This is a genomic window from Paraburkholderia sp. AV2, assembly GCF_054968425.1.
Genome location: NZ_JBANLK010000038.1, coordinates 22,500 through 39,345 on the forward strand (window position 1 = coordinate 22,500; position 16,846 = coordinate 39,345).

Here is a 16,846-nt window from a genome sequence, read left to right on the forward strand (position 1 = left end):
GGTGCCGTCCCGGCCCGGGGGATGATGCAAAAAGCCGCCCTTGCAGGCGGCTTTTTGCGTTCAGGGGCACTACGCTTGCTTCGGATTAGTTGGCATCCCGCTCGATGATCCATTCGTGAGCAGGATCGTTGTGGAAGTGCCACTCGCGGCGCGGTCCGGCCATGACATTCAGATAGTACGAGTCGTAGCCGTACGGCACGGTGACCGGATGATAGCCGCGCGGCACCATCACCACGTCGTGATCCTCCACGGCCATGGTTTCGTCGAGGTCGCGTGCATCGGTGTAGACGCGCTGGTACGCGAAACCCTGCGGCGGGTTCAGCCGGTGATAGTAGGTCTCTTCCAGCGCGCTTTCCTGCGGCAGGCGATCGGCGTCGTGCTTGTGCGGCGGATAGCTCGACGAATGCCCGGTGGGCGTGCGCACTTCCACCACGAGCAGCGATTCCGCGGGTTCGGTCTGCGGGAGGATGTCGCAGACGTAGCGCGTATTGAGGCCCTTGCCGCGCGTCGAACGCTTCATCTGGGCAGGCTCGATGAGACGCAGGGGCAGCGTGCCTTGCGCCGGCGCGCTCGCCACGCCCACCTCTGCCGCGCGCGTGGCGCGCACGGTCGCCTTCACGCCGGGCGGCACATAGAGCGCGTAGGGCGCGGCGTCCTCGAACACGCTGTCGCGCGAGCCGAGGCTCGACCAGCGCTCGCCGCCCGCTTCGATATCCACGGTGCCCGTGAGCACGACGATGCAGCTTTCGCGGTCTTTTTCGTACACATAGACCACGTCGCCCTCGGCGAGCCGATGCGCGGCGAAGCCCACATAGCGCCAGCCCGCGCTGGCGGGCGTGACGCGCGCGATGGTCAGGCCTTCGCGCGCGGCCTTCACGAGCAGACTCATGCTGCCTCCTTGGATACGGTCCGGTTTGCCGATTGCGGCGACAGCGGCGGCGCGTCGGCGAGTTCGCGCAGCGTGCGGTAGCCCTTCTGCGCGTAGGCATACGACGGCGCGATCACGGGATCCTGCTCGGCCTCCACCACGAGCCAGCCGCGATAGCCGTGGCGCTTGAGGCGGTCGATGACCGTCGGGAAGTCGACGGCGCCGTCGCCGGGCACCGTGAAGGCACCCGCGAGCACCGCGTCGAGAAAGCTCCAGTTGCGGTTGCGCGCGAGCTTGATCACGGCGGGGCGCACGTCCTTGCAGTGCACGTGGCACACGCGCGCGATGTGCTTGTCGAGCTCGGCGACGGGATCGCCGCCCGCGAACGTCATGTGTCCCGCGTCGAACAGCAGGCCTACCGCGTCGCTCGTGCGCGCCATCAGCTTGTCCACGTCGGCGGGCGTTTCGACATAAGCGCCCATGTGATGGTGATAGGCGAGCCGCACGCCTCGCGAGAGCGTGTGCTGCGCGAAGGCGTCCACGCGCGCGGCGTAGGCATCCCATTGCGCGTCGCTGAAGAAGCGCGGCCGCTGGTACAGCGGGCGCGGCGCGCCCTGGATCGAGTCGGCGACTTCGCCGTAGACCATGACCGTTGCGCCGTTTTGCGCGAGCAGGTCGAGATGCTTGTCCACGGCGGCGATCTCTTCCTCCACGCTGCGGCGCGCCAGCATGCCCGAGTACCAGCCCGACACGAGCGAAAGGTCGTACTGGGCGAGCAGGGCCTTCAGGGCCTGCGGCTCGCGCGGAAACTTGTTGCCGAGCTCGAAGCCTTCGTAGCCGATCTCGCGGCCTTCGGTCAGCGCGACTTCGAGCGGCGTCTCGCCGCCCAGCGACGGGAGGTCGTCGTTCATCCACGAAAGCGGATTGATGCCGATGCGTATTTCAAATGCGCTCATATGCGTTCCTCAGGCTTGATCGTCAGCGCGCGGCGCGGGTGCGTCGGCGCCATCGGCGTCGGCCGGTGCGGCCGCGGGCGCCGTGTCTTCCGGCTGCGCGGCGGGTTCCTCGCCGCGGCTGCGCGAGGCCAGGCGTTCGTCGTAGTGTTCGCGCGCTTCGCGCACCGCCGCGCGCGCCGAGACCTCGGGCACGGCCACTTCCCACCACCAGCCGCCGTCCGCGGTCGTGCGCGCGGGATCGGTGTCGATGCTGATGAGGTAGGTGCGTGCCGAGGCGCGCGCACGCTGCATGGCGGCCTCCAGCTCGGCGACGTTCGCGACGTGCTCCGCCTGGGCGCCCAGCGAGCGCGCATGCGAAGCGAAGTCGATGCGCGGCGCACCGAGCGGGCCCTGCGCGCAGTCGTCGAACAGGTTGTTGAACGGGGCGCCGCCGCAGGCTTGCTGCAGCCGGTTGATGCAGCCATAGCCGCGGTTGTCGAGCACGACGATGATGAGCTTCGCGCCGAGCATCACCGAGGTGGCGATCTCGCTGTTCATCATCAGGTAGCTGCCGTCGCCTACCATCACGATCACTTCGCGGTCGGGACGCGCGAGCTTCGCGCCGAGGCCCCCCGCGATTTCGTAGCCCATGCACGAGTAGCCGTACTCGACGTGATAGGCGCCGGGCCGGCCCGCGCGCCAGAGCTTGTGCAGTTCGGCCGGCAGCGTGCCCGCCGCGCAGACGACGATGTCTTCGGCGGGCGAGCGGCTCGACGAGCGCTGCACCGCGCCGATCACGTCGGCGTCGTAGGGAAGGGAGTTGCGTGCCTGCGGGGCATGCGTGAGACCTTCGACGCGCTCGCGCCATTCGCTCGCGAGGCTCAGGGCTCTGGCGGTCCAGCCGGCGTCGGCGCGCCACTCGCCAAGCTCTTCGCCGAGCGCGGCGAGCGCGAGCTTCGCGTCGGCCTGCACGGTCCATGCGTTGTGCTTGATCGCGTCAAAGCCGTTGGCGTTCAGGCTGATGACGTGCGCGTGCTGGAACAGCGAATTCGAGCCCGTCGTGAAGTCCTGCAGCCGCGTGCCGACGGCGAGGATGCAGTCGGCCTCATGCGCGAGCGCGTTGGCGCCGGGCGAGCCCGTCACGCCGAGCGCGCCGACGTTGAGCGGATCGTCCCACGCGAGCGCGCCCTTGCCGGCCTGCGTTTCGGCGACCGGAATGCCGCGTGCCGCCGCGAGCGCCTGCAGCGTTTCCGAGGCGCGCGAGTACAGCACGCCGCCGCCCGCCACGATCAGCGGACGCTTCGCGCGCGAGAGCTGGTCGAGCGCGCTGTCGATCTCGGCCTGCACCGGAGCGGGTGCGTGAAAGCTCACGAGGCGCGGCGTGAAGAAGCTTACCGGGTAGTCCCACGCGGTGGCCTGCACATCTTGCGGCAGCGCGAGCGTGACGGGGCCGCACAGCGCCGCGTCGGTCAGCACGCGCATGGCGCGCGGCAGCGCGCTGAGCAGTTGCGCCGGATGCACGATGCGGTCGAAGTAGCGCGAGACCGGCTTGAGCGCGTCGTTGGCCGAGAGGCCGCCGTCGTGCAGGTCCTCGATCTGCTGCAGCACCGGGTCGGGCTCGCGCGAAACGAAGATGTCGCCGGGCAGGAGCAGCAGGGGCAGGCGATTCACGTGCGCGAGCGCCGCGGCGGTGACGAGGTTCGTCGCGCCGGGGCCGATCGACGTGGTCACGGCCATCATGCGGCGGCGAAAATGCGCCTTCGCGTAGGCGATCGCGCTGTGCGCCATCGCCTGCTCGTTGTGCGCGCGCAGCGTGGGCAGTTCGTGGCGCCACTGATAGAGCGCCTCGCCGAGGCCGGCCACGTTGCCGTGGCCGAAGATCGCGAAGACGCCGCCAAAGAGCGGCTCGGTGCGGCCCGAGCCGTCCTCGCAAGCCACGCGCTGCGCGGCCAGGTAGCGCACCAGCGCCTGGGCGGCCGTGAGACGCACGGTCGGACCGTGCGCGGCCTGTTGGGCGCCCGGGTGAGCCGGGTGGCTTTCCGTCGCGGCGGGAGCGATGCGCTGGTTCATGCTGCTTTCTCCTCGCGGGTGAGCGTCGCGGCATCGGCGGCGGATTGCGGTTTCGCGCGCGAGGCGCGCCAGGCGGCGATCAGTGTTTCGAACGTGCGGCGCACGCGCGCGATGACTTCATCGTCGCCGATTTCGCCCGCGAGCCAAGCGAGGCTCGGTTCGTAGAAGATCGTGCGGCCCACCGTGAAGCCGCGGCAGGCGGCCGACTGTGCCGCCAGGCGGAAGCCTTCTTCAAGCTGCTCGACCGGTGCCGAGAGTCCGAGCAGCACGACGCCGCAGCAATACGGGTCGCGCTCCGTAATCAGTGCATCGATGGCGCGCCACTGTTCGGCGTCCGTCGGCTCGAGCTTCCACCACTCGGGGTAGAGGCCGATGTTGTAGAGGCGCTTGAGTGCGCGGTAGACCGTATCGGGCGCGTTCGGCACGCCGTCGCGCTTCGGCGGAATCACTTCGAGCAGCAGTTCGTGGCCGCTGGCCTGCACGGCGTCGTAGAGCGCGCGCAGTTGGGACTCCTGCTCGATGCGCTGCTCGACGGGATCGTCGGGATGGTATTGCACGAGACACTTCACCGTGTGTCCGATGGGCCAGGACGCCAGGGTCGTGCCGATCGAGCGGCCGTGATCGAACACGAGCGGCACCGAGCCGGGCAGCTCGACGGGACGGCCGATCCACCAGCCGCGTCCGGTGGCCGCGTTCAGCGCGTCCTGGCCGTAGCGGTCGTCGATCAGGACGCCGATGCGACCCTGCAGGCCAAGCGCCTGCTCGGTTTGAGCGACGGCTTCGACGAAGAGGTTCTTGAGCTGCGAAACGCGGGATTCGTCGGCGCCCGTTTGCTGCGCGAGGTCGAAGAACTGGTTGCGATGGTCGAAGGCGAAGCCCAGCACTTCGTCGTGCTGAACGCGTGCCGGCGTCACCCGGTGCAGGCGTGCAAGCGTCGCGTCGCGGTCGGGGCGGCGCATGCGTACGGGGTCGGCGGCGGCTTCGCTCAGGAAATAGTCGAGTTCCGCGGGCGTCGGCATGGCGGGCGCGCAGCCGTGGCGCGACACCACCAGCGCGCCGCATGCGTTTGCGGTGCGCGCGCAGTCTTCGAGCGACGCATCGCGCAGCCATCCCGAGAGAAAGCCCGAGGCGAACGCGTCGCCCGCGCCCAGCACGTTGAGCACTTCGACTTCCACGCCGCGCTGCATCGGCACCGAGTCGAGCGAGGCGGGCACGGGGCCCTCGATGATCTGGCAGCCGAGCGGCCCGCGCTTGACGAGCAGCGTGGCGCCGGTGACTTCGCGCACGCACGCGAGGGCTTCGGCCAGCGACTCCTTGCCGCCGGCAATGCGGAACTCTTCTTCCGTGCCGATCACGAGGTCGAAGAGCGGCAGAATACGCTGCAGGTGTGCCGACACGCCTTCGCTCGCGACAAAGCGCGTCTCGCCGTCGGCCTTGCCGGTGAGGCCCCATAGCACCGGGCGATAGTCGATGTCGAGCACTGTGCGCACGTTGTTGCGGCGCGCGTAGTCGAGCGCCGTGAGGCTCGTGCGGTTCACCTGCTCGGTGGAGAAGTGCGTGCCCGTGATGAGGAGCGCTTTCGACGAGGCAATGAACGCTTCGTCGAAGTCCTGCGCATCGACGGCCATGTCGGCGCAATTCTCGCGGTAGAAGATGAGCGGAAACGTGTCGCGGTCTTTCAGGCCGAGCAGCACGAGCGCGGTCAGGCGCTCGTGGTCCACGCGCACGTGGCTCGTGTCGCAGCCTTCCTTCGCGAGCGTTTCGACGAGAAAGCGGCCCATGTGATCGTCGCCGACACGCGTGAGCATGGCCGACTGGAGTCCTAGCCGCGCGCAGCCGAACGCGATGTTCGCCGACGATCCGCCCAGGTACTTCGAGAAGGTCGAGACATCTTCGAGCCGCGCGCCAACCTGCTGCGCGTAGAGATCCGCGCCAAGACGCCCGAGGCAGACGATGTCGCGCGTCTTGCCGGGCGCGAAGCGGCTCGCCGCGTCGGTGGCTGCGGCGGACGAGGCGGGGGAACGGGTGAGTGCCATAGGTATTCCTGTTGAATTCGATGCCGTCGTACCGCGCGCTCAGATGGTCGCGCCGTCGAGCTCGGCGATCATCTTCTGCATCTCCGCGCCGCCCGCCATCATGTCCAGCACTTCGTTCTTGCTGATCGTGTCTTTCGTGTAGGTACCGAGCGAGCGGCCGCGATTGAGCAGCGTGAACGAATCGCCGATGGGGTAGGCGTGGTGCACGTTGTGCGTGATGAAAATGACCGAGATGCCCTTGGCGCGCGCGGTATGGATCAGTTTGAGCACGTTGAAGCTCTGCTTGACGCCGAGCGCGGCAGTGGGTTCGTCGAGGATCAGCACGCGTGCGCCGAAGTGGATGGCGCGCGCGATCGCGAGACACTGGCGTTCGCCGCCCGACATCGTGCCGATCGCCTGGTGCGGGTCGCGCACGTTGATGCCCATCTCGGCGAGGCGATCCTTCGCGATCGTCGCGCTCGAATCGAGGTCCATCACGTTGAGGAGGCCGAAGAGTTTCTTCTGCGGTTCGCGGCCCATGAAGAAGTTGCGCGCGACGGAAAGCAGCGGCACGAGCGCCAGATCCTGGTAGACGGTCGCGATGCCGAGATCGAGCGCCTCTTTGGGCGACTCGAACTGCACGGGCTTGCCGTCCACGAAGTACTGGCCGGTGGTGGGCTGGTGCACGCCCGCGAGCGTCTTGATGAGCGTGGACTTGCCGGCGCCGTTGTCGCCCAGCAGGCAGTGCACCTCGCCGCGTTTCAGGCGCAGCGTGACGCCGTTGAGCGCGATGACCTTGCCGAAGTACTTGCTGACGTTTTCGAGCGCGAGGATCGTGTCGGCGTTGTTTGCCGCGCTGCTTGCGGTAGTGGTTTCGGACATGGAAGCCTCCGGATTACGACTGCGCGACGCGACGGCGCACGTAGTGGTTGAACAGCACGGCCATGAGCAGCATGAGGCCGAGGAACACGCGGAACCAGTCCGAATCGATGTTCGTATAGGTGATGCCGATCTGCACGACACCGAAGATCAGTGCACCGAACGCGGAGCCAACCACCGAACCGTAGCCGCCCGTGAGCAGCGTGCCGCCGATCACCGCGGCGATGATCGCTTCGAACTCCTTCTGCAGGCCGCGGTCGGCGGCGGCGGAGCCGATGTCGCACACCTGGAGCACAGCAAAGAGGCACGAGCAGAACGCGGTCAGCATGAAGAGCGAGATCTTGATGCGCTTGACGGGGACGCCGACGTTCTTCGCGGCGTTGGCGTCGCCGCCCACGGCGAGGATCCAGTTGCCGTAGCGCGTTTTTGCGAGCACGAACGCGCCGACGATCGTAAGTGCGAACCACCAGAGAATGACCTTCGGGATGCCCGGCACGAGCGGCTGGCCGTTGTCGAGCATCTTGCCGATGCCCATGTGGGCGAGGGCGATGAAGAGACCCTTGAACGCCGTGCCGTGAAAGAGGAAGTTGCTGAGCGCGTCGGCTTTGGCGACGTCGCCCACGCCCGAGACGATCGTGCGGTCGGCGAACATGATCGAGAGCGCGAGCGTGAGGCCACGCAGGATGAACATGAAGGCGAGCGTCACGATGAACGAGGGCAGCCGCGTGCGCATGACGAGGTAGCCGTTGAGCGCGCCGATCGCGGTGCAGCCCGCGAAGGCGAACAGAATGGAGAGCGCGATTGGCCAGTGGAAGTACATGGTCGGGATGGCGACCATCATTCCGGCGAAGCCGATCATCGAGCCGATGGAAAGGTCGAACTCGCCGGCGATCATGAGCAGGCACGCGCCGACCGAGAGGATGCCGAGGTAGGCCGCGACCTGCGACCAGTTCATGATGCCGTCGAGGTCGAACATGCCCGAGCCGCCGGCGCCGATGGCGAACACGGCGAATACGAGCACGGTGCCGGAAATCGCGGCGAATTCCGGCCTGCCGAGCAGGTGGCCGAAGCGCGATTCGCGGCGCACGCGCTCATCCGCCGAGCCTCCTGTCCCTGCCGGTCCCGGGGGCGTGGCGTCGGAGTTTTGCGCGCCACCGTCCGGTGCATGCGAGGGGAAGTGTTTGCCGGCTACACCCATGATGTCTCCTTTGTCGACCGGAGTTAGCGCTTTAGCACCGGCTCAGGTCCCATGCAGTTGCTGATGCCCGGTACGCCACCTCATGCATGATGCAGTGAGGCGGAACATGGTGGCGACGTACCGGTGAAGAGCGCGCGGCGCGGTGAGCGAAGGGCGAAACGGGACTCGCGAGGGGCGAACCGTCGCCGCGCGGGGCTGACGAAAAACTGCTCTGCTACTACGCTACGACTGGACGGATCAGCGGTACTGGCCCGCGTACTTGACGACCTTGTCGATGTTCTCCTTCGTGATGAAGCCCGGACCCGAGCGGATGTTGCGCGGGCCGTACGACGGCTGCAGCCCGTAAGTCTCGAGGCGCTGCTGGAACTTCGGATTCGACTGCAGGATCTGGCGGATCTTCGCGGGATCGGTCGTGTGATCCTTGTGCACGATCGCAAGCACGGCGACGGCGATATAACCTTGCAGGTACGGTTGCTGGTCGATCGCGAACTTGATCGTGCCGTCGCGAATGCCCTTGGCGATGTCGTCGGAGAAGTCGAAGGTGGCGAAGTAGATCTTGCCTGCGAGGCCCATCTGCTGCACGGCCTTGATCGTGCCCACCGCCGACACCGGGCCGAGCGTGAGGATCGCGCCCGTGTCCGGATGGTTGCGCAGGTAGGCGCTAACCTTCGACTGGATTTCGACCGGGTCCTGGCCCGAATCGATCGTGGAGCTCTTGTAGTCCACGCCGAGCGCGTCGGCAAAACCGCGGCAGCGCTCGAACGACAGCGGGTTCGTCGCGTAGTGGTTCACGCAGAGGAACGACTTCACGCCCGCGGCCTTGGCCTTTTCGCCGGCGGCGTGGCCTGCCACGTACTCCGGCTGGCCGATATGCATGACGGCGCCAAGCTGGGCGCTTTGTTCCTCGGTGCCGGAGTTGATCGTCACGAGCGGGATATGCTTTTCCGTGACCTTGGAGATGGAGCTCTTCAGCACGTCGTAGTCGGCAATCGTGACGATCACGCCGTCGTAGTTGCGCGCGGCGGCCTGTTCGATCAGGCGCGACATGTCGGCGATGTCGCCATTGGGGGGATTGCGGTAGTCGGTCTCGACGTTCCAGTCTTCGTCGGCCTGCTTGATCGCATTCTTGATGGTGTTCCACCAGGAATCCGAATCGGGCGCGTGGCTGATCAGCACGAAGTGCGCGTCCGCGGCCTGCGCCGCCGGCATGGCCAGCGTGCTCACTCCTGCGGCGAGCAGCAGCGTCGCCGCGACCCGCGCAAGCATTGCCTTGCCCTTGCGTTGTGTCATTGTCTCCACCTTTCTCGGTCTGTCATTTTTGGGATGAGCGGGGCGGCTTGGGGGCGTCCCTGTCGTCTCGCTCATGAACAAGATTAGGCGATCGGCGCGCCAGATGCAACAGAAATTTCATCGTAAATAAAAATAGAAAATCTGTTCCATTTGAGCGGGGACCTTCCTATAATCGGCATCGTCGGTATGCCCTGAAAGCCGCGCCTGGCAAGGGTTTTGCGGCACTGCGGCATAACGCGAAGGAAAAAGATCATGGCGGACGAGACAAGCGACGTTGCATCGGGCGTCGACGAATTGATGCAGCGCGTCGCGCACGACTACGAGGCGCTGCCGCGGCAGTTGAAGAGCGTCGCGACCTATATCGAGCAGAACCGCGCGAGCGTGATGATGGACCGCACGAGCGACATCGCGGCCAGTTGCGGCGTGCACCCCTCGGCCGTGGTGCGCTTTGCGCAGCGCTTCGGCTTTTCGGGCTTTTCGGACCTGCAGGCCGTGTTCCGCCAGGCCTACGCGGGGCAGGGCGCCTCGGCGACGAGCTATCAGCAGCGCATTCGCCAACTGATCGACGAGAAGGAAGGCAAGGCGAGCCCGGACCTGGGCGGCGCGGTGGCGCGCGAGTTCATCGGCGCCTGCCGCAGCGGTCTCGACGAGCTCGACGCCGGCCTCGACGACGCGCAGTTCGACGAGGCCGTGAAGATGCTGGAGCAGGCCGACAACATCTACGTGATCGGCGTGCGGCGCTCGTTTCCGGTGGCGAGCTACATCGTCTATGCGCTGCAGCATACGAGAAAGCGCGTGCATCTCGTCTCGGGCCTCGGCGGCATGTATCACGAGCAGATTCGCAGTGTGAAGAAGGGCGACGTGGTCATCGCGATCAGTTTCGCGCCCTACGGCAAGGAGACGCAGTACTGCCTGCGCGTCGCGCAGCAGCATCACGCGAAAACGCTCGTCATTACGGATAGCCAACTTTCTCCGCTCGCACGCCATGCGAACGCCCAGCTTTACGTGAAGGAGGGGAGCGCATTCGCGTTCCGCTCGCTCACGAGCACTTTCTGCCTGTGCCAGGCGCTGTTCATCGCGCTTGCGTACCGGCTCGAACTGAACGTCGAAGAGTCGACGGACCATGGAGGATACGATGACTGAAGCAGCAGGCAAGACGCTGAACGTTGCGGTGTTCGGCGCGGGCCGCATCGGGCGCATACATGCGGGCAATCTCGCGCGCCAGCCCGGCGTGCGCCTGAAGTACGTGATCGACGTGAATCGCGACGCCGCCGCCGCGCTCGCCGCGCAGCATGGTGCCGAGGTGGCCGGCGTGGACGACGCCTTCGGCGACGCATCGATCGACGCCACCGTGATCTGTTCGAGTACCGATACGCACTCCGGACTGATACTCAAGTCGGCGGCGGCGGGCAAGCACATCTTCTGCGAAAAGCCGGTCGATCTCGCTATCGAGCGTGCGCGCGCGTGCGCCGAGGCCGTCGAGCGCGCGGGCGTGGTGGCCATGATCGGTTTCCAGCGCCGCTACGATCCCACCTTCGCGGCGCTCAAGGCGCGCCTCGACGCGGGCGAGATCGGCACGCCGGAAATGCTCGTGGTGACGAGCCGCGATCCGGGCGCGCCGCCCGTCGACTACATCAAGCACTCGGGCGGCATTTTCAAGGACATGCTGATCCACGACTTCGACATCTTCCGCTGGATCCTGGGCGACGAAGCCGACACGGTGCACGCGACCGGCAGTTGCCTCACCGACTCGGCGATTGCCGAGGCCGGCGACATCGACTCGACGGCGGTGACGATCCGCACGAAGCGCGGCCGTCTTTGCCAGATCAACACGTCGCGGCGCGCGGCGTACGGCTACGACCAGCGCTTCGAGATTCTCGGCAGCGAGGGCATGCTCCAGGCGGGCAACATGAAGCCCACGGAAGTGGTGGCGTGGTCGAAGACGGCCGTGGCGCAGGACGTGCCCGAGGCCTTCTTCCTCGAACGTTACCGCGCGGCCTATGCGAGCGAGATGGCGCATTTTTACGAGGCGGTCACGAAGGGCACGCCGGTACGCACGACGGTGGCGGATGGACTGAAGGCGCTCGAACTCGCGGAGGCGGCCTCGCAGTCGTGGCGCGAAGGGCGTGTGGTGAAGGTCGGCGCATAACGGACGGAGGCGCAGGATGCAGGAGATGCAGGAAACACCACGGACCCAGCCTTTGCGCGTGGGTGTGGCGGGACTGGGGCGGCTCGGGCGGCGGCACGCCCAGAATCTCGCGTATCGCGTGCCGGGCGCGACGCTTGCGGCGGCATGCAGCCCGCTGGAAGAGGATCTGGCGTGGGCGCGCGAGGCCTTGCCCGCGGCGCGCCTGTACGCGGACTATGCGGCCATGCTGGCCGACGACGCGCTCGACGCGGTGTGGCTCGTCACACCCTCGGCGCTGCACGCGCAGCAGATCGTTGACGCGCTGCGCGCGGGCAAGCACGTGTTCTGCGAGAAGCCGCTCTCGCTCGACGTCGCCGAATGCGAACGCGTGGTGGCCGAGTCGCGCCGCTACGACAACCAGCAGGTGACGATCGGCTTCATGCGGCGCTTCGATCCGAGCTACCAGGCGGCCTATGCGAAGGTGCAGGCGGGCGCGATCGGCCGCCCGTTCCTCGTGCGCTCGCAGACCTGCGACCTCAACGACCCCGAAGGCTTCTTCGTGCGTTTCGCGCCCACCTCGGGCGGCATTTTCCTCGACTGCACGGTGCACGACATCGACGTTGCGCGCTGGCTGCTCGGCAAGCCGCGCGCCACGCGCGTCTACGCCACGGGCACGATTGCGCTGCACGAGGGCCTGCGCGCGGCGGGCGACGTGGACAACGGCGTGGCGGTCTGCGAGTTCGAGGGGGGCGGTCTTGCCATGTTCTATGCGTCGCGCACCATGGCGCACGGCAACGACACGTCGAGCGAAGTGATCGGCACGGCGGGCGCACTCGCGATCGGGCATATTCCGCGCGTGAACCGCGTGGAAATCTACGATGCGGGCGGCGTGCGCAGCGAATGCACGCCCACCTTCTTCGATCGCTTCGAAGAGGCTTTCCTGGTCGAGGCGCAGGCCTTCGTGGCGTCGGTGCGGGCACGCATGGGCGCAAGCGGCGCACATGACGCCGGTGCGCAGGGCGCGACGCTGGAAGACGCGCTGGAGGCGACGCGCATTGGCCAGGCGCTGCGCCAGTCCTTGCAGACGGGGCAGGCGGTCACGCTCTGAGCGGCGTCCTGAGGGCGGGGCGCGCCTGCGGTAGAATCGGCGCTATTGATATGTGCCGTGCGCCGCATGAGGCGCCTCCCCCGAAGGATCCAACCCCGATGCAAATTCAGGTTCACAAGGAAGTGGACGCGCGCGGGCTCAACTGCCCGCTGCCGATCCTGCGCGCCAAGAAGGCGCTGGCCGACATGGAAAGCGGCCAGATTCTCAAGGTGCTCGCGACCGATCCCGGTTCGCAGCGCGATTTCGCCGCGTTCGCGAAGCAGACCGGCAACGAGATCGTCGAAAGCACGCAGCAGGACAAGATTTTCGTGTTCCTGATGCGCCGGCGCTGAAATCGGCCCCGGCTGTGTCGCTCTCCCCGGAGCGCGCGCAAAGAAAAATGGCCCGCTGAACGCGGGCCATGTCGTTTGTACCGGCAGCATACCGGCGGCGTTTCGCGCCGCCAGGACCGGAATTCAGCCTTCCATCGTCGGCTTGCGCGTATGCAGGTATTCGGCGAATTCAGTGGCCACTTCGGGGTGGCGCAGCGCGAACTCGACGGTCGCCTTCAGATAGCCGAGCTTGCTGCCGCAGTCGAAGCGCGTGCCGTGGTACTTGTAGGCCAGCACCTGCTCGTCGGCGAGCAGCGACTGGATTGCGTCGGTGAGTTGCAGTTCGCCGCCCGCGCCCGGCTTGATCGACTTCAGGTGTTCGAAAATGCGGGACTTGAGCACATAGCGGCCCACCACGCCGAGGTTCGACGGCGCGACTTCGGGCGCCGGCTTTTCGACGATGCCGGAGAGCTTGACGATCGAGTCTTCCCACTCCTTGCCGTCGACAATGCCGTACGAGCGTGTTTCCGAAGGCGGAATCTCTTCCACGCCGAGCACCGAGCTATGGTAGTGGTCGAACACCTCCACCATCTGCTGCATGACGGGCGGCGTGCCGTAGAGCAGGTCGTCCGCGAGGATCACGGCGAATGGGTTGTCGCCCACGAGCTTTTCCGCGCACAGCACGGCGTGGCCGAGGCCGAGCGCCTCGGGCTGGCGTACGTAGAAGCAGTCGACGTGCGCCGGCTTGATGTTGCGGACCAGCTCCAGCAGTTTCGCCTTGCCGCGCGCCTCGAGTTCCGCCTCGATCTCGTAGGACTTGTCGAAATGGTCCTCGATCGCGCGCTTGCTGCGGCCGGTCACGAAGATCATCTCGGTGATCCCGGCCGCCACGGCTTCCTCGACGGCGTACTGGATCAGTGGCTTGTCGACGATCGGCAGCATTTCCTTCGGACTGGCCTTGGTGGCCGGAAGGAAACGCGTGCCGAGGCCCGCTACCGGAAATACCGCTTTTGTAACTTTTAGCATGTCTTTAGTCCTGGTCCTGCAGGCCGCGCGGTCCTCCCTGTTGGCGCGCGCGTCCTGCACTCTGGGTCACGTCCTGCTCGCCAGGCCGTGCTTCCGGCCCTCAGCCCGGCAGCCGTTCCAACTGCGCGGTCAGTTTGCCGAGCGTCGCCTGGAATTCTGCCAGCCTTTTCTGCTCCTGTTCAACGACAGCGGGCGGAGCTTTTGCGACAAAGCTGTCATTTCCGAGTTTCGCGTTGCACTTCGTCACTTCGTTCGCCAAGCGGGCGATCTCCTTCGAGAGCCGCTCCCGCTCGGCTGCCACGTCGATCTCGACCTTCAGCACCAGCTTGTCTGTTCCTACGATAGCAACCGGCGCGCCTGCCGAGGCGGCGTCGAGCGTTGCCTCGTCGGCGATGATCTGGACCTCCGACAACCTCGCCAGTGCCTGCGCGTACGGCGCGAAGCTAGCAAGCCGCTCGCTGTTGCCCGTGGCCAGCAGCGGCGCCTTCGTGGCGGGCGAAAGGTTCATCTCGCCACGCAGGTTGCGGCAGGCGTCGATCACGGCCTTGAGATCCGCGGCCCATTGTTCGGCGGTCTCGTCGATCTTCTTCGGCTCGGCGACCGGGTAAGGCTGCACCATGATCGATGCCGCGCCCCCGGCTATGCCTTGCGGATACGCGTCGGTGAGCGGCGCCACTTTCTGCCACAGCGCTTCGGTGATGAACGGGATCACCGGATGCGCGAGGCGCAGCACCGTCTCCAGCACGCGCAGCAGCGTGCGGCGCGTGGCGCGCTGCTGCTCGGGCGCGCCGGTCTGGATCTGAACCTTGGCCAGTTCCAGATACCAGTCACAGTATTCGTCCCAAATGAACTTGTACAGGGCGTTCGCCACATTGTCGAAGCGATAGTCCGCGAAACCCTTCGCGACTTCGGCTTCCACACGCTGCAGGAGCGAAACGATCCAGCGGTCGGCCTGCGAGAAGTCCGTGTAGCCGCCGGGGCCGCAATCGCCGGGCTGGCAGTCTCCCGGTTTGCTGAAGCCGCAGTCGTGGCCTTCGCAGTTCATCAGCACGAAGCGCGTGGCGTTCCAGAGCTTGTTGCAGAAGTTGCGGTAGCCCTCGCAGCGCGCGAGGTCGAAGTTCACGTTGCGGCCGAGCGTGGCCATGGAGGCCATCGTGAAGCGCAGCGCGTCGGTGCCGAAGGCGGGAATGCCGTCCGGGAACTCCTTGCGCGTCTTCTTTTCGATGGACGCAGCCTGCTTCGGGTTCATGAGGCCCGTGGTGCGCTTGGCGACGAGCGCTTCGAGGCCGATGCCGTCCACGATATCGATGGGGTCGAGCGTGTTGCCCTTGCTCTTCGACATCTTCTGGCCTTCTGCGTCGCGCACGAGACCATGCACGTACACGGTGTCGAACGGCACCTTGCCGGTGAAGTGCGTGGTCATCATGACCATGCGCGCCACCCAGAAGAAGATGATGTCGAAGCCCGTCACGAGCACGGACGAGGGCAGGAACGCCTTCAGCTCCGGCGTTTCCTCGGGCCAGCCGAGCGACGAGAACGGCACGAGCGCCGATGAGAACCACGTGTCGAGCACGTCATCGTCGCGCTTGAGCGCACCCTTGTAGCCCTTGGCTTCGGCTTGCGCGCGCGCCTCTTCCTCGCTCTTCGCGACGAAGATCTCGCCGTTTTCGCCGTACCAGGCCGGAATCTGGTGGCCCCACCAGAGCTGGCGCGAGATGCACCAGTCCTGGATGTTTTCGAGCCACTGGTAGTAGGTCGTGGTCCAGTTTTCCGGCACGAACTTGATCTGGCCGCTGCGCACCACGTCGAGCGAGGTTTCGGTGATCGACTTGCCGGGGTTGAAGGTGCCCTCGGGCGCGGGCTTCGTCATCGCCACGAACCACTGGTCCGTGAGCAACGGCTCGAGCACGACGCCCGTGCGGTCGCCGCGCGGCACCATCAGCTTGTGCGGCTGCACCGATTCGAGCAGCCCCGCCGTCTCGAAATCGGCCACCACCTGCTTGCGGGCCTCGAAACGGTCGAGGCCACGGTACTTTTCCGGCGCGTTGGCGTTGATCTTCGCGTCGAGCGTGAGAATCTCGATCATCGGCAGGCCGTGGCGCAGGCCTACCTGGTAGTCGTTGAAGTCGTGCGCGGGCGTGACCTTCACGACGCCGGTGCCGAACTCGCGGTCCACGTAGTCGTCGGCGATGATGGGGATTTCGCGGTCCGTGAGCGGCAGCTTCACCCTCTTGCCGATCAGGTGCGCGTAGCGCTCGTCTTCCGGGTGGACCATCACGGCCGTGTCGCCGAGCATGGTTTCCGGGCGCGTGGTGGCCACGGTCAGGTGACCCGAGCCGTCCGCGAGCGGGTAGCGCAGATGCCAGAGATGGCCGCTTTCCTCTTCGCTCGCCACTTCGAGGTCCGAGACGGCGGTGCCCAGCACCGGGTCCCAGTTCACGAGGCGCTTGCCGCGATAGATCAGGCCCTGTTCATAGAGGCGCACGAACACGTCGCGCACGGCGGCCGACATCTTGTCGTCCATCGTGAAGTACTCGCGCGACCAGTCGATCGAGGCGCCCAGGCGCCGCACCTGGCCCGTGATGGTCGAGCCCGACTGCTGCTTCCATTCCCACACGCGCTCGACGAACTTTTCGCGGCCGAGGTCGTGGCGCGAGATCTTCCGGGCGTCGAGCTGGCGTTCCACCACGATCTGCGTGGCGATGCCCGCGTGGTCCGTGCCGGGCACCCACAGCGTGTTCTCGCCGAGCATGCGGTGATAGCGCGCGAGGCCGTCCATGATCGTCTGGTTGAACGCGTGCCCCATGTGCAGCGTGCCGGTGACGTTGGGCGGCGGCAACTGGATCGAGAAGTTGCTGCGGCCGGGCGTGAAGGTCGCGGCGGCGTAGCCGCGGCGCTCCCATTCGGGGCCCCAGTGGGCCTCGATCGTCTGGGGCTCGAAGCTCTTCGCTAGCGTGCTGTCGCTCATGGGTGAAATCTGCCGAAAAAGGGATGCGGAAACCTTCGATTATAAGGGGA

The 16,846-nt window shown here is 66.5% G+C and carries 13 protein-coding genes; 4 read left to right on the top strand and 9 right to left on the bottom strand.

Translation table 11 applies throughout. The features are described from left to right. Positions 1–85 precede the first annotated feature (85 nt). The 7 genes from iolB to V8683_RS22920 form a co-directional block, all read right to left on the bottom strand. Positions 86–889 carry a 5-deoxy-glucuronate isomerase gene (gene iolB, locus V8683_RS22890; RefSeq protein ID WP_411190047.1) on the bottom strand — a complete coding sequence of 268 codons (804 nt, stop codon included), beginning with the start codon at positions 887–889 and terminating at the stop codon, positions 86–88. Continuing rightward, positions 886–1,824, bottom strand: coding sequence for a myo-inosose-2 dehydratase (iolE, locus tag V8683_RS22895; protein ID WP_411190046.1), 939 nt, complete (start codon positions 1,822–1,824; stop codon positions 886–888). Before iolE ends, iolB begins: the two co-directional genes overlap by 4 nt. A 9-nt stretch (positions 1,825–1,833) precedes the next feature. Continuing rightward, positions 1,834–3,873: a 3D-(3,5/4)-trihydroxycyclohexane-1,2-dione acylhydrolase (decyclizing) gene (iolD, locus tag V8683_RS22900; protein WP_411190045.1), complete on the bottom strand. Its 2,040-nt coding sequence runs from the start codon at positions 3,871–3,873 to the stop codon at positions 1,834–1,836. Beyond that, a complete protein-coding gene (locus V8683_RS22905; protein ID WP_411190044.1) occupies positions 3,870–5,909 on the bottom strand; it encodes a bifunctional 5-dehydro-2-deoxygluconokinase/5-dehydro-2-deoxyphosphogluconate aldolase in 2,040 nt (679 codons plus the stop codon). The genes iolD and V8683_RS22905 overlap by 4 nt, the downstream gene beginning before the upstream one ends. A 39-nt stretch (positions 5,910–5,948) precedes the next feature. Then, positions 5,949–6,770, bottom strand: coding sequence for an ATP-binding cassette domain-containing protein (locus tag V8683_RS22910; RefSeq protein ID WP_411190043.1), 822 nt, complete (start codon positions 6,768–6,770; stop codon positions 5,949–5,951). A gap of 13 nt (positions 6,771–6,783) precedes the next feature. Further along, positions 6,784–7,965 (bottom strand): ABC transporter permease, encoded by a 1,182-nt coding sequence (locus tag V8683_RS22915; protein ID WP_411190042.1) that lies wholly within the window; start codon positions 7,963–7,965, stop codon positions 6,784–6,786. Between the two features lie 237 nt (positions 7,966–8,202). Beyond that, a complete protein-coding gene (locus tag V8683_RS22920; protein WP_411190041.1) occupies positions 8,203–9,255 on the bottom strand; it encodes a sugar ABC transporter substrate-binding protein in 1,053 nt (350 codons plus the stop codon). Between the two features lie 252 nt (positions 9,256–9,507). Here V8683_RS22920 and V8683_RS22925 point away from each other — a divergent pair, with 252 nt between their 5' ends. From V8683_RS22925 to V8683_RS22940, 4 genes are all read left to right on the top strand, one after another. Next, positions 9,508–10,398, top strand: coding sequence for a MurR/RpiR family transcriptional regulator (locus V8683_RS22925; protein WP_411190040.1), 891 nt, complete (start codon positions 9,508–9,510; stop codon positions 10,396–10,398). Then, positions 10,391–11,404, top strand: coding sequence for an inositol 2-dehydrogenase (gene iolG / locus V8683_RS22930; protein WP_411190039.1), 1,014 nt, complete (start codon positions 10,391–10,393; stop codon positions 11,402–11,404). Before V8683_RS22925 ends, iolG begins: the two co-directional genes overlap by 8 nt. Before the next feature lie 25 nt (positions 11,405–11,429). Beyond that, complete coding sequence (locus V8683_RS22935; protein WP_411190038.1) at positions 11,430–12,491, top strand: Gfo/Idh/MocA family oxidoreductase; 1,062 nt, start codon at positions 11,430–11,432, stop codon at positions 12,489–12,491. A 104-nt stretch (positions 12,492–12,595) separates the two neighbouring features. After that, the gene (locus tag V8683_RS22940) at positions 12,596–12,823 is read left to right on the top strand and encodes a sulfurtransferase TusA family protein (RefSeq protein WP_027793404.1); all 228 of its coding nucleotides are present in this window, start codon (positions 12,596–12,598) and stop codon (positions 12,821–12,823) included. Positions 12,824–12,946: 123 nt separating this feature from the next. Here V8683_RS22940 and galU read toward each other — a convergent pair whose 3' ends face one another. Next, positions 12,947–13,828, bottom strand: a complete 882-nt coding sequence (gene galU, locus V8683_RS22945; protein WP_411190037.1) for a UTP--glucose-1-phosphate uridylyltransferase GalU — start codon at positions 13,826–13,828, stop codon at positions 12,947–12,949. Between the two features lie 100 nt (positions 13,829–13,928). Continuing rightward, positions 13,929–16,796, bottom strand: coding sequence for a valine--tRNA ligase (locus tag V8683_RS22950; RefSeq protein WP_411190036.1), 2,868 nt, complete (start codon positions 16,794–16,796; stop codon positions 13,929–13,931). Between the last annotated feature and the right edge of the window lie 50 nt (positions 16,797–16,846).

What these genes read in the sequence shown, in the direction of transcription:
- iolB (WP_411190047.1), bottom strand. Translation starts at nt 889, where the DNA reads ATGAGTCTGCTCGTGAAGGCCGCGCGCGAAGGCCTGACCATCGCGCGC.
- iolE (WP_411190046.1), bottom strand. Translation starts at nt 1,824, where the DNA reads ATGAGCGCATTTGAAATACGCATCGGCATCAATCCGCTTTCGTGGATG.
- iolD (WP_411190045.1), bottom strand. Translation starts at nt 3,873, where the DNA reads ATGAACCAGCGCATCGCTCCCGCCGCGACGGAAAGCCACCCGGCTCAC.
- V8683_RS22905 (WP_411190044.1), bottom strand. Translation starts at nt 5,909, where the DNA reads ATGGCACTCACCCGTTCCCCCGCCTCGTCCGCCGCAGCCACCGACGCG.
- V8683_RS22910 (WP_411190043.1), bottom strand. Translation starts at nt 6,770, where the DNA reads ATGTCCGAAACCACTACCGCAAGCAGCGCGGCAAACAACGCCGACACG.
- V8683_RS22915 (WP_411190042.1), bottom strand. Translation starts at nt 7,965, where the DNA reads ATGGGTGTAGCCGGCAAACACTTCCCCTCGCATGCACCGGACGGTGGC.
- V8683_RS22920 (WP_411190041.1), bottom strand. Translation starts at nt 9,255, where the DNA reads ATGACACAACGCAAGGGCAAGGCAATGCTTGCGCGGGTCGCGGCGACG.
- V8683_RS22925 (WP_411190040.1), top strand. Translation starts at nt 9,508, where the DNA reads ATGGCGGACGAGACAAGCGACGTTGCATCGGGCGTCGACGAATTGATG.
- iolG (WP_411190039.1), top strand. Translation starts at nt 10,391, where the DNA reads ATGACTGAAGCAGCAGGCAAGACGCTGAACGTTGCGGTGTTCGGCGCG.
- V8683_RS22935 (WP_411190038.1), top strand. Translation starts at nt 11,430, where the DNA reads ATGCAGGAAACACCACGGACCCAGCCTTTGCGCGTGGGTGTGGCGGGA.
- galU (WP_411190037.1), bottom strand. Translation starts at nt 13,828, where the DNA reads ATGCTAAAAGTTACAAAAGCGGTATTTCCGGTAGCGGGCCTCGGCACG.
- V8683_RS22950 (WP_411190036.1), bottom strand. Translation starts at nt 16,796, where the DNA reads ATGAGCGACAGCACGCTAGCGAAGAGCTTCGAGCCCCAGACGATCGAG.